Genomic DNA, 12,386 nt, shown 5'->3' with positions numbered 1-12,386 from the left:
AATATGATTGCTGAGAACTGCCTTGTTTTGAAACTTGGTTGGCTTTAATTAGTTTTTAGTATTCTTTATAGAAAATGCCTCGATCAAGGGGCATTTCTAACAATCATTTAACATAAAATTTCTTATGTGAAGTAACCTGAATGCAGCGGTGCCCCATTGGGGGCGCGTTGAGATAAGCCTCTTTTAGATAACTTTAGCAACTCGATAGACAGTTGCAACTCCACAATTCACTGCTTTGGCAATTTCTTCCTTAGTCATATTGCCAACTACTAGCAATTCTTTTATTCGTTTATGTTTAGCCTCATTTGCCTTCTTGCCTGTTGGTTTGTAACCCGAACGTGCCAGGCCCTGCTTAATACGTTCTATACGTTTCTCATTGTCTAGGCGGGCCATTGTTGCCAGAAGATCAATCAACATATTGTTGATGAGTTCCAAGATTGAATGAGTAATGCTGTCACTGGTTTGAATCATTTGGTAGGTAGTAGGAAGATCTGCTACGACTAAACGAAGTCCCTTCTCCTGGATCCTGCGCTTCAGCTCTTGAAAATCTCGTTGGGTTAGGCGTGATAAGCGGTCAATACTTTCAACTAACAATGTGTCACCTTGATTTGCTTCTGACAGTAGCTTATTCAATTCAGGTCGGTCTAACTTCGTACCACTATAGTTTTCCACGTACACAATGGTTTCACCCAAATTCAAGTTTTGGTTTAGATCCTGAAGAATCTGCAAAGCCCTTTCTGCATCTTGATCTTTAGTTGAAGCTCGTAGATAAATACGTGTATTCATTTCTATCATTTAATCTTAATTCTATTAGATTAATGATAATACTATCATTTAATTATTGCATTAAGTCTAATGATAGATATTGTATGCGATTTGGCTCGCTATCATTCAGGTATAGTCCAAAGATAGGTTAAATATGATAATTTTTATCAAATATAGAAAAGGACATAACACGTGGAATTAAAAGATAAATTAAAGCTCAATGCTGGGGAAAAACTCATTAAAGTTAGTCACCGAATGAAAGGTACATTGCAAGAAATGGATATTTACAAGTACAACATAGTTGATTCAATGGGAAATGTTGTTGGATATGTAGATCACACAGATCATACATCAATCAACAAATTTAATAGAACACAAACAGCTACCCAATATGATATTAACCATAAAGTAATCTTAGATATAAACTGGTGATTACCTTTAGATGAATGAGTTGGATATCTATACTAGCTCATTCATATGCAAAGTTTATCTTGGGTAATAATCGCTAAGGGCCTCTAACCTATTAATCTTTTCTTGGGCGGAACAGCCTTGCATATTAATCACAGCATATATCCCACTACCTTCCGAGAAGGGTATAGCAACAGCTTCACAATTTATATTGATATAAACTTCCCAAGCTCTTTGAGATAAAAAAAGCTGATGTTCATATTTATCTAAAAAATTTGCTGCATCCGGTTTGCTTTTTTCATTATCTATCCACTTCATTAAAAACTGATACTTGTTCTTAATTTGCTCATCTAACTTAGAATTTAATTCATTAAAGCAATCTATAGTCGAAGCAGTATCCATTGCCATATAACATTTATTTATATTTTCTTCATAGTTAGCAAATTGAAGGTCTTTGGCAAATAATAATTGTGGTAGTGCCAAAATCAGAACTGCTAAAAAATTCCGTTTCAAAATATCTCTCCTTTGGATAATTTTTTTAATTATATATCAATCTAGTACCGCACGTATCACACGACTAAACAGGTTACCGCGTTTCTGTGGTTCGGGCTGTGATTCCTGAATGATAGGCTGAGGCTCTACCACTGGTGTTGATTGAGTTGGTTTAAGTATCGGCTCATGTACCTGTTCCGCCTGTTGCTGTGGCTTAGGTGCACAAAGTAACCGCTGTAAGGATTCGATTTGCTCGTTCTTAGCTTTTAATTCTTCACGTTGGAATTGTTCACGCTCTTGTGCAAGTTCAAGCTGTTTTTGAAGCATGTCTACTTGCTGTTGCATGATGTCTAGTTCTGCCGACTTTTGTAAGACAGGAGTCATACCTAGCAACCCAATATGAGAAACCCCGGCAGGATGCCGGGGTTTTTTATTTTTAGGAAAAATAACCAATTAGATAGCTCTAGTAAACTTATTAGTAATCTCATTTTTCCATTGTGGAGCCGTTAAAGCCTCTCGCAATTTTAAACTTTCATCCATCATTTTCTTCAAGTCAAAAATACCTGCTTCCAATTGATTTTTCTCTCTTAGTGATTCCAAATATTTTTTAAAACTTCCTAAAGTTAATGGCAAAATTTTCACATCCATAAGTTCTTCTTGATGATACCAAGCACCATGCCTGAATGTTTCTGCTGTATTAGTGTCAATAGTAAGTGCAAGGAACAAACCATAAACATCTTTATCAGGTGTATTCACTGTTTCTACCGCAATATGTCGTCTTACAGGTTCACCTTCAGCTGCTTCCTGTCTAGAGTTTGACGTTAATGTAACTTCTCCAAGAATTTTAAAATTTTCATACTCAAAGATTACATCAGCACCACCCCCTGGAGCATGATGAATAGGTTTAAAGTCCTGATCCACCTTAAATCTCCGACATTGTTGCGGCTCAATGATTAAATGATTTAAAGCTAAAAATGCTCTCCACAAGACCCATTCAAAATATGCTGGTTTTTCTCCTGACGGAATAGAAATCTCTTTATCACCAATCTCAATTGACATTGGTCTAGGTGAAATTAGCACATCCATATAAGCAAGAATTTCATCCCACTCATTCTTTTGATTTTCAGCAAATTTTTTCTCATTATTTTCAAAAAGTAGCTCTTCTAAGTGATATCTATAATTTTTGATTTCACCTATTGGTGCTTGTGATATAGAACTATTTTTTTCAAATAAAATTCTATTTCTATTTAATGTCTCTTCTAATTGCGCGGCTAATAATATGTTTGTTTCTTTATGATCTGTTGGTAAAGGAGCACCTTTCTGAATTTTTAAATCAGATTGACTTATATCAAAGGTTCCATACATTTCTATTAGCTTATCAATGACTATTTTTTTGTCATCAATGAAACAAATTCCCTTACCAGAGGCAGTAAATAAACCTGTAGATTTTAAATATCTTAAATTAGTATCAGCATAGTCTTTGATACTAGGAGCTTGAATTTCTGCTTTAGCAGACTTCGATTGATATAATTCTCTATCAAATTTCTTTTTTGATGAAGATGCTTGCCTATTACTTCTGATAGTAAGAATTTCATCAACACATTGATTTATATCTGAATAACTAAATGTTAATTGGATAACTGCTGCCATTTCTTGAAAGGAAATTTTACTAGTTCCTGTTCTATTTTCTAATTCCTTCATGATGTGAAGCGTTAACATCAAAGGAGAAAAAAATCCTATTGAATCATCTGAATTTTGAGCTTCACAAGAATATAGAATTAATGACCTTAAATAGCACTCCTGATCAGACTGTAAAGTTTGACTATTGAGAAGATTCCTACCATTTTCAGTTAAAATATAAATTTGATTAAATTGTTCTATAAACCCCAATTTTTCTAACGCGGAACGCCATTTTCTACCAACACTATATGTTGTATCACTAAAGCCAGAGGTATCTTTTGCTTCAAAATTAGAACTAATAATTCCACCATCAACCAATGCTTTGCAGAATACTAATTCTTTCTCCTTTGTCCCCCTAATGTCCCCATTAGTCGAAGCAAAAACTTTTAGCCCATCAATCAGTCTGAAAGGGCTACGAACTGTTGTATTGCCAAGAAGCCACGTGCTCATAATTATAAAAAAAAAGGAATAAAAATAAGATTTTATTCCTTTTTCCCTTTAGTAAGCTACAAATAAGTACTCTTGAACTGTATTACGGTTGTCCCCAACCTTAGTTGCTTGATTACCAAATGAATACTTATAATCTATTGGTATCACATCTACGTTTTCCTTATATTTACGTAACATAACCAACATTTCATCCATATTCGGAAGGCTATTAGATGAATACGATATAATAAGAATATTTTCCTTATACTTCTCAAATAACGTATCAAAAGCAACATAGACATCTTTTCGAGATGAAAAAGGCGTTGGATAAGATTTAAATTTCTTTGTCTTGGTATGCTCTTGAATTTCAATTTCTTTCCAATCCAGAGATAACCCTTCGACAAAATGGTACCTTCTAACATATTCATTATCCGAACATGTCGAATAATAAGGAGGATCAATATAAATCAAACAATTATCAGGTAGTTCAACGTCTAAAGCATTTTTTCGGTATGAAATATTTGATTGATGATTATCAAAAATAGACTGATTAATTGCTTCTACAGCATTCAAGAACTGTTCTTCTAATGTCAGAACTAAGTCTTTTCTTCCATCATCATAACGATGACCGGTGTATGTAAAAATTCCACGAGGTCTCTTTTTCATACACGCGCGAATCAATGCACTTCTAGCAATCGCTTGCTCATATTCATTATCAAGCTTCGGAATGTTAGATCGAATAATATCAATCAACAAATTCTCATCATCAGAAAAATATAGATCCTTAAATTTTTTCTGGACGAAATCATCTATCGGATACTTTTCTATTAACAATGATCTGGCTTTTTCATCACTTAAAATCACATGATTATTCTCTACCATCGCTTTTGTGAAAGTGTGTGACATATTCATATAATCATTTGTTATTACTTGCCTACCTAGCGTTTTAAACAAATAGCTGACTATGCCTGATCCAGAGAATAAATCTACTAATATTGGTGAATTAAATTGTTCAACGATACCTAAAATATAAGGGAGTAATTTCTGCTTAGACCCCATATATCTTGTTGAAGGATATAATTTTATTTGTTCAGGTAATGTTGAAATTTTTTCCAAATTCAAACTAAATTTCTCATTTTTTTGAGTATTTGAGATAATTACATCTTCACCTTTTCGTGTTTTCGAATCACATGAAATATGTCTTTTTGTCTGGATAACTTCATACTTAAATCCATGATAAAGATTTTCAACTATAGAATGATTAGAGTTAGTCAAAAAAACATGACATCCCTTATCGCTCAAAGCTTTATATGCTTTAGCTAAGTTTTCATGATCTTCTAAATAAAATTGTTCTTTAGTATATCTTTTAAAATCCGAATATTCTGAGATAGGTACATAAGGAGGATCTAAAAAAATCAAATCATTTGGACCAGCAAAATTTTCTAAAACGTCCAAATAATCAGAACAAACGATTTTTGCTTTGGATAATAAAATAGAAGCTGCTCTTAAATTATCCTCATCTAAAATCTTAGGATTTTTGTATTTTCCAAAAGGCACATTAAAGTGTCCCTTTTTATTCACTCTATACAGACCATTAAAACAGGTTTTATTCAAGTAAATTGTTCGAGCAGCAGCTTCTACTGAAGATAACGTCTCCCTATCTTGAGAACGAACTTCATAAAACATTTCTTCGGTATTTTTAAATTTTTTTAACTCAGCAATTACAGCATCAACATCATCTGCGACTGTACGATATAAGTTAATCAGTTCAGGATTACTATCAGCAATTACGGCATTTTCAGGTTGTAATGCAAAAAAGACTGCTCCTCCCCCAAAAAAAGGCTCAATATACTTTCCATAATAGTTTGGAAATCTAGGCAAAATTGAGTCTAACATTTGCGTTTTACCACCAGCCCATTTAAGAATCGGCTTACATTTAATTTTTTGTGGTACTGCATCACTCAAGTTTACTAAAAGAGGTTTATTCACTTACTATTTTCCCCTCATTAGTACCACAATTATATTCTTTTACTTTTTCAAAAATTTCATAAAAATCTATACCTTGATCTTTCATTGAAGAGGTTAAAGAAATGATAATGGCTATATGTGAAGGAACAAAACCAACTTTATGATAGTTAGTTATAGAATTGGGATTCATCCCCAATAGTTCAGCAAATTCTTTAATGGTAAGACCTGCTTTACCGATTAATCGCTGGAATTCTGAATAAGGCATAGTAAAATCTAAAAAAATTTAAAGCATTATAACACATATTAATATGTGTTAAGCACACCAATATATGTGTTTTTTGTGCGATTAAAAATTTAACATAAAATCTCTTATTCGAAATTTAATTGGTGAATAACATTAATAAAAAATAAACATAAATAGAATCTTAATTCCAAAATTGAAAAATTTTGATTTTCTATATTTTTTCGGTCAATGTTTTATTTAATAAAATCAGTAGCTTGATTAAAAAAAAACTTTCCTTTAAAGTTGATTTTCTATCACTTTATAATGAACCCATTTTGATGAATATCATAAAAGACCTCAATGACCTACCATCAAATATTTTTGGTTTCAGCCCAGAGGACTTAAGTCCTTCTGAAAAAAAAACCCCGTTAGGAACAATGTTTATAGAAATCAAAAAGGTCAGAGATAAACTTGGACTAAAATGTCGCTTGTTACCTTCATTTTTAACGAACACAATTGTATGTATAGGTATTACAGAAAGTGATTTTAAAAAATTAATTGCAGAATTTGACCCGAAAAATTACACATACACTTCCTCTAGTGATACCCATTCTATACATTTGACTATCTAAACTGGTAATACCCCCATTTTTAATTGAATTAATAGATAGAAATTAATACTGGATAGGCTCTTAGTGAATTTACTCATCTGCAAGTACTTGTAAATAAAGCTCATCTGCTTTTTGAGCAATGGCTTTACCGTTCTCACGCATTTCTAATTCTTTAGCTACATAGGCTTGAATCGGTATGTTGTAATAGCCACCACCATAGTAGTCTTTAATGAGTTTCAAAGGCACTTCCACACCATGCTCATCAAATAAGTTACGTCTGTAAGTGTACTCATGAATCGTATCAGCATAGTTCGGCAATCGTGGTAGATAGGTCAAGTGTGGTGTAGCGATTTCCATCTGCATCCATGTTTTCTGCTTCTTAGACCTGTACTTTAAAAAACGCTGTGCAAAATGGATGATCTGCCCTGCTTGGGAACGGCTTGCTTTGAAAACAGACCATGTTTCAACCATCAGGAATAGATTTTTAATGTCGGCTCGGTTCTTCTCTGCTAGAGAACTATTTTTTTGACTAGCCAATTTATTAATAGAATCAGTAAATTTAGTTTTAATTTTTTCAATACTTTGCTTTGTATATCGCCAAGTCCACGTATAAGCCCTTACTCGGTCTTTGTAGTCTTTTTCATCACCCAAGATGAGCTGTTTATAAGTCTTATGCGTATCTCTAAAAAGCTCCATAGTCACCAGGGCAGTAGGTTTGACAGCAATTGGATTTTTTAAGACAAATTGTTTTGGCTCATTATCTTTGAAGTAGTCTGCAATCAAGGTCTTTTCTGCTGAGATCGAATCAAGATCCCACTTAAAGCCTTTGTACTTCTCTTTAAGAGTCTGAATCTTCAAACGCTCCGACTCTTTGGCAAGTTTATTAATCTCAATACCGTTGAAAGTATTGAAATCTCTACTTGTAGGCGTAGTGAATAAGCAATACAGAAACCATTTATTTTCATTAAAGACATCTCTTTGCACGATCATCGTGCAAATAGGATGACCCTTTTCTAGGCGGTAAGAACGCTGTCTTGGTGAAATACCCAACTCATAACGCTCTGTCATCTTATCCAAAACGGATTCAATGGATTTCTTAGAACTGTCGTACTCAAAGCTGAAATAAAAATATGCGCCATTGGCAACATGGTCAGCGAGCCGTTGCATTGTAAATTTTGTGTGTGGACTAAAAATTATCATCCAAAATATTTCCAATCATTGTTATCAAGGGTTAATTCACAAAATACGCTGTTTTTTGATCAAAAACTAGCATTGTAATCGAGTAAAAGGATTTTTGGTTTTTAGCTGTTTTTTGCTTTTTCCATAGCGAAGCTATGGTGAACTTGCGAAGCAAGTTTTAAGGACTTCTAGACGGTGTTTGTAAGAGGGTAATAAGTAGTTCCATGCGAACGCACCTAGACAGCATATTTTTTGTGCATTATGATTTTCTCATCAGTTGTGAAGTGTGTCTGACCAACGCACCTAAAAGACCTAACCGTTTTTTAGTGTGCCGTTAGGCACACTAAAAATTTTGATTTTCAACAGCTCACAGTGGAAAGGTTGACAGCCTGAAAACTGCTTGACGAAGCGGACTGCTGCGGAAACGTAGCTCGGTACGCTTTGATGAGGGCTGATGAGGGGTGGCTTTTGCCTACCCTCAAATTCTACTCAATCCACTTCATTGTTGGTTCTTGAAGTTGGGCGACAAGGAAACGGAATCACCGAAAGGTGGCGAATGGGTTAAACCCCATTCTAGGCTGAAAGGGCTGAAATCCTGCTTTTGAAGAAATAGTGAGTGAAATCCATAGATGGAGAGTAGCGTTAATAACTACCGTTCTTCGCTGAATCTTTATGGTTTGGCGAGGTGCGTGGCACACACGATGGCTTCTGCGGTATTCGAGAGGGTACAGGCGATCAAGGTGAAAGCTGGCGAGAGTGGCACTTTTGGGTCAGGTGGTGAATTTGTCGTGATGACATTCCATTTTGGCTCGAAAGGTCGATGTATAGCTTAAACGTGTTAAAGGTGGGGAGAGATCCTCATCGACTGTGCTAAGTAAGTGTTCTACCCATGATGATATTTTTTAAGCTGCGGAATCGGTATTTTGGAACTGCGTACCGAAAAGCAAGGAAAAAGCTTAGAAACTTAGTGGATGAACGTACTGCTTGTTAAGACTTCAATTGATAACTTGGGACGCACTTTTATGTCATTAGGTTTTGTCACCTAAGTTTTTGAATAACTAAATTTTTAGTTATCGACATAGATGTGTTGGAGCGATCTTTAGTAGCGCATATAAGGCAGATTTTTGCCGAAGTTGTACTGTAATAATTCTGAATAAGTTGTTGTTTTTATTTGTAAAATAGATAGTAATCTATAATTACAGGTAAAATTGATAATCAATAAGAATTTTCTTTTGAGTTGTTTTATCAAAAGTTGGTTAAAAAACCATAGCTACCGTTGTCAGAAATGACTTGTTAAGGGAATCGTGGTTTTGCGAAAGAGTGATGTTGAGGCTATAGGGGACTGTAGTTGAGTGTGTTACTTCCTGCATGGTCATAGTGCTTGAAGGCTGTGGATTTAAAGCCACAGGAGAGTCAAAAAGGTTAAATGGGGATTGGTCTCCCCTGCTGTTCGAGTTGGTCGCTCGAACTAAACTAAACTTCTGAAGACATAGTTTTTCGAGGTTGTTATCCACCATAGGATAAATATTTTCTGATTTTATGAATAAAATTAGCGTTTTAAAGTTTGGTGTTGGTTGGTTGGCAATCGGCACTTCGACAAAATTTTACGGTGCATACGTTATAAGCATTTTTTAGACCCCCTCGGATATTCTTGCCAACAGAATATCGAAACGAGGTGGGTTGTCTAAATGCTCACCATTTGCGTTTTAAGGCACTTTAAACTAAAACCTATAGGTAGAATAGGAATGACCAATAAAACGCCAAATACAGCAAACCATGCGCTATAAATCCACATCTCTTGGTGTATCTTGCTCTCGATCTGTCATAAAATCTTCTAACCCTGTTGGGTCATCATGGTTTTTAAAGAACTCCTCCCAAGTTACTTCACAAAAGACACCATCTTCATTGGCTCTAAACCATCGTGGTTTGTTGAAGTTCTTCATCGAGAGAGAAACCAAATCTTCATCTTTTTTATCTTTGCTCATCTCAGATCCTCTTTAGCGAGTGTCTACGAGCGACACAACGAAAATTTGCGCCTAGACTCCCTGAAAAACTGCTTTTTAAAATATTTGCTTCAACAAATTGAAAGTAGATCACATGCTGATCTTTGCACCTAGACCGAGCGAAGCGAGCATAAAAAACTTATGAGCGAAGCGAATTCCGAGTTGCTTTTGCCTTTTCTTAAAGTAACAAGAATATTAACTAAAAATTGCCCCACGAATCGAGCGAAAGCGAGATTCAATAGAGTTTGAGCGTAGCGAAAACCAAGGGCAATTTTTCATTTATTTTTTCATTTACTAATTTTAAAAGCTTTATTAAAAGCTTTTAATAGCTTTTAAAAAGCTTTTAAAAAGCTTTACGGCCAGTCTCAATGTATTGCTATATCAGTGTTTCAGACACTAAAGTGGGGGCGAAATGTTAGGTTTTTGACTTTAAGTGGGGGCGAAATGTTAGGTTTTTGACTTTAAGTGGGGGCGAAATGTTAGGTTAGTGGGGGCGAAATGTTAGGTTAGTGGGGGCGAAATGTTAGGTTAGTGGGGGCGAAATGTTAGGTTAGTGGGGGCGAAATGTTAGGTGGTAATCAAGATATGCTTGACTTAATAAGTGGGGGTAAGTAGCATTGAAAATACCACCACATAATAGAAGAATAGTGATTTTAGATGGCTGTATCATTAAAGAAAATTAAAAATTTTGAGGAACATGACAAATCTCTTTTTCCTCTTTCAGCACCTGCCAAACGTTATCCAAAAGACTATGCTGTCTTTCAAAATATTTTCTGGCAATTGAAGCATGAGAAATCACCAAAAGACGATATTCTAAAATTGCTATTCTTTTTTAGCCCTAAAGTTCGGCTAGCATCAGATCCCAATGAAACAACAGAATTCACTGTAACAGCTAAAGAATATGCTGAATTGACGGGCTTAAAGCCAAGCAGTGCTTATGTAGCCTTAAACCGAGTAGTAGATGCTCTCTACGACCACAGTGTAGTTTTTTATCATCCTGGAAAAGATCGAGATATTCGAACAAGACTCATTAGTACATGCTCATACAAGGATGGATGTTTTTATATTTCTTTCACGCATTTTGCCCTATACATTATGTATGTTTTTAATAAACAAAATTCGTATACAAAATTTAAAGTTAAATCGGCTGTTGCCTTACATGGTCACGGTTTAAAACTTTACCCATTCTTGGTACAAAATGAATTTCGGTCTAATTTCGATGTATCCATCAAAGAATTAAAAAGTGCTTTAGGTCTGGCAGAAAATTCATACCCAGAATATAGAGATTTCAAAAGTACTATTCTTAAACCCCACATTGATGACATTAACTCTAAAACAGAACTTACTATTGAGTTTAAAGCAGTCAAGAAAGAAGGACGCAAAGCTAGTCATGTTAATTTTATAGTTAGAAAAAAGAAAACTATTGGAGCTAATCAACAAAGTGAAACTGGTAGTAACCAAGAGCAAAATAAAATAACTGCAAAAATGGTTTATTTAACGATAATTCAAAGTGAAGAATTGAGCTTGAGATTCAAAGAATCTGGTGAGACTACAGACGAATTAGTAGAAAGAATAAAAATTGATTTTAAAAATAACGAAGGTAATAGATGGATTGAAAAACTAGCAGAATTCAATATCGACTTTACTATTGAACAAAAAGTTTGAAAAATTGCTGCTATACCTAGAAAAGTACGATTTAATTCAAAATAAGATATATGTTCAGCTAAGATGTTCAGATGAACATGCTTAAACACGCGCTGAGGGATTACATTGAACAAAACAAAATTTAGCATAATGGACGCAAGTAAAGCTTTTAAAAAATCAAGAACAACAATCTATGAATCTATAAAAAGTGGTGAATTATCAAGAGATCATGATGGACTTATAGACTTATCGGAACTTATCAGAGTTTATGGCAATCCAGTCAGTGTTCAGTCCAGTACACGTACTGAACAAGTCCAGAAGGATGTACAGGTACACGTTCAGTCTGAAATTGAAAATGTATTAAAAGATCAAATTTCTTTACTCAAAAATCAGTTAGATTTAGCAAATCAAAGAGAAAAGTCTTTGATGCAACATATTGAAGATCTCACTCATAGAATTGAGTTTAAAGGCACGTTAGAACAGCCAAAACAAGAAAATACTAGTAAGCTAAATGAATCTACTAATCTAAATATAGCAACAGATCCTCGGCCAGAGATTGAGTCGAACTATGACGCATTGACTACTTTTGGGGAAGACAACAAGCGTATACCTATTCCTGAACACGTTGAACCGGAACCTAAAAAAAGGGGATTATTGGGCCGTTTAGCTCGGGCAGTTTTTACAGATGAGTAAGGTTTTATTGTTATTTTTAGCTAAACAAAAGTGTGGAACATTGCTTACTTATTAAGCGTGGAACGTGAAAAGTCATAAAAAAAGCCCAATCGGGTGTGATTGGGCTATAAACTAGAAACTACAGCATTGATTTCTAAGGAAAATTATAACACATTTCGTATAACGTGTATTATGTTAATTTTAGAAAATCTTCACTACTATTATTTTAAAATAAGCCTTATATCCAAGCATAAAACAAGGTTGTCTAGACTTCTTTTAACAGTAAAGTTATCATAAAACTGAATTTTATTT

The 12,386-nt window shown here is 34.5% G+C and carries 12 protein-coding genes; 4 read left to right on the top strand and 8 right to left on the bottom strand.

Features of this window, described 5'->3' with window-relative positions; genetic code table 11:
- Positions 1–183 precede the first annotated feature (183 nt).
- The gene (locus FTT94_RS15330; protein ID WP_015060246.1) at positions 184–795 is read right to left on the bottom strand and encodes a recombinase family protein; all 612 of its coding nucleotides are present in this window, start codon (positions 793–795) and stop codon (positions 184–186) included.
- A 162-nt stretch (positions 796–957) separates the two neighbouring features.
- Between FTT94_RS15330 and FTT94_RS15325 the strand changes: the two genes are divergently transcribed.
- Positions 958–1,197 carry a hypothetical protein gene (locus FTT94_RS15325; RefSeq protein ID WP_180171068.1) on the top strand — a complete coding sequence of 80 codons (240 nt, stop codon included), beginning with the start codon at positions 958–960 and terminating at the stop codon, positions 1,195–1,197.
- 54 nt (positions 1,198–1,251) lie between these two features.
- Here the strand turns inward: FTT94_RS15325 and FTT94_RS15320 are convergent, their stop codons facing one another.
- The 5 genes from FTT94_RS15320 to FTT94_RS15300 all read right to left on the bottom strand — a co-directional run bounded on the left by FTT94_RS15320 (position 1,252) and on the right by FTT94_RS15300 (position 6,007).
- Complete coding sequence (locus FTT94_RS15320) at positions 1,252–1,686, bottom strand: lysozyme inhibitor LprI family protein (RefSeq protein ID WP_180171067.1); 435 nt, start codon at positions 1,684–1,686, stop codon at positions 1,252–1,254.
- Between the two features lie 36 nt (positions 1,687–1,722).
- The gene (locus FTT94_RS15315) at positions 1,723–2,049 is read right to left on the bottom strand and encodes a hypothetical protein (protein ID WP_227554627.1); all 327 of its coding nucleotides are present in this window, start codon (positions 2,047–2,049) and stop codon (positions 1,723–1,725) included.
- 69 nt (positions 2,050–2,118) lie between these two features.
- Entirely contained in the window at positions 2,119–3,795 is a 1,677-nt protein-coding gene (locus FTT94_RS15310) for an AlwI family type II restriction endonuclease (RefSeq protein WP_180171066.1), read from the bottom strand.
- Between the two features lie 48 nt (positions 3,796–3,843).
- Positions 3,844–5,763: a Dam family site-specific DNA-(adenine-N6)-methyltransferase gene (locus tag FTT94_RS15305; protein ID WP_180171065.1), complete on the bottom strand. Its 1,920-nt coding sequence runs from the start codon at positions 5,761–5,763 to the stop codon at positions 3,844–3,846.
- On the bottom strand, positions 5,756–6,007 hold the full coding sequence (locus tag FTT94_RS15300) for a helix-turn-helix transcriptional regulator (protein ID WP_180005573.1): 252 nt from the start codon (positions 6,005–6,007) through the stop codon (positions 5,756–5,758). Before FTT94_RS15300 ends, FTT94_RS15305 begins: the two co-directional genes overlap by 8 nt.
- A gap of 296 nt (positions 6,008–6,303) precedes the next feature.
- Between FTT94_RS15300 and FTT94_RS15295 the strand changes: the two genes are divergently transcribed.
- On the top strand, positions 6,304–6,597 hold the full coding sequence (locus FTT94_RS15295) for a hypothetical protein (protein ID WP_180073105.1): 294 nt from the start codon (positions 6,304–6,306) through the stop codon (positions 6,595–6,597).
- A 69-nt stretch (positions 6,598–6,666) separates the two neighbouring features.
- On the opposite strand, the gene FTT94_RS15290 is transcribed toward FTT94_RS15295, so the two are convergent.
- Together FTT94_RS15290 and FTT94_RS15285 are read right to left on the bottom strand one after the other, a co-directional pair.
- On the bottom strand, positions 6,667–7,776 hold the full coding sequence (locus FTT94_RS15290; RefSeq protein ID WP_180171064.1) for a hypothetical protein: 1,110 nt from the start codon (positions 7,774–7,776) through the stop codon (positions 6,667–6,669).
- Between the two features lie 1,760 nt (positions 7,777–9,536).
- On the bottom strand, positions 9,537–9,740 hold the full coding sequence (locus tag FTT94_RS15285; RefSeq protein WP_004968112.1) for a hypothetical protein: 204 nt from the start codon (positions 9,738–9,740) through the stop codon (positions 9,537–9,539).
- 675 nt (positions 9,741–10,415) lie between these two features.
- Here FTT94_RS15285 and FTT94_RS15280 point away from each other — a divergent pair.
- Together FTT94_RS15280 and FTT94_RS15275 are read left to right on the top strand one after the other, a co-directional pair.
- Positions 10,416–11,423 (top strand): replication initiation protein, encoded by a 1,008-nt coding sequence (locus FTT94_RS15280; protein WP_004967300.1) that lies wholly within the window; start codon positions 10,416–10,418, stop codon positions 11,421–11,423.
- Between the two features lie 105 nt (positions 11,424–11,528).
- Positions 11,529–12,095, top strand: coding sequence for a plasmid replication DNA-binding protein (locus tag FTT94_RS15275; RefSeq protein ID WP_225531289.1), 567 nt, complete (start codon positions 11,529–11,531; stop codon positions 12,093–12,095).
- Positions 12,096–12,386 lie beyond the last annotated feature (291 nt).

It is taken from the genome of Acinetobacter sp. YH12027 (genome assembly GCF_013420085.1).
GTDB lineage: Bacteria > Pseudomonadota > Gammaproteobacteria > Pseudomonadales > Moraxellaceae > Acinetobacter > Acinetobacter amyesii.
This window is presented reverse-complemented; position numbering and strand designations above follow the sequence as displayed.

Excerpts from the sequence above, each read along its gene's own strand:
- FTT94_RS15330 (WP_015060246.1), bottom strand. The coding sequence starts at position 795 with ATGATAGAAATGAATACACGTATTTATCTACGAGCTTCAACTAAAGAT.
- FTT94_RS15310 (WP_180171066.1), bottom strand. The coding sequence starts at position 3,795 with ATGAGCACGTGGCTTCTTGGCAATACAACAGTTCGTAGCCCTTTCAGA.
- FTT94_RS15290 (WP_180171064.1), bottom strand. The coding sequence starts at position 7,776 with ATGATAATTTTTAGTCCACACACAAAATTTACAATGCAACGGCTCGCT.
- FTT94_RS15295 (WP_180073105.1), top strand. The coding sequence starts at position 6,304 with ATGAATATCATAAAAGACCTCAATGACCTACCATCAAATATTTTTGGT.
- FTT94_RS15285 (WP_004968112.1), bottom strand. The coding sequence starts at position 9,740 with ATGAGCAAAGATAAAAAAGATGAAGATTTGGTTTCTCTCTCGATGAAG.
- FTT94_RS15315 (WP_227554627.1), bottom strand. The coding sequence starts at position 2,049 with ATGACTCCTGTCTTACAAAAGTCGGCAGAACTAGACATCATGCAACAG.
- FTT94_RS15300 (WP_180005573.1), bottom strand. The coding sequence starts at position 6,007 with ATGCCTTATTCAGAATTCCAGCGATTAATCGGTAAAGCAGGTCTTACC.
- FTT94_RS15280 (WP_004967300.1), top strand. The coding sequence starts at position 10,416 with ATGGCTGTATCATTAAAGAAAATTAAAAATTTTGAGGAACATGACAAA.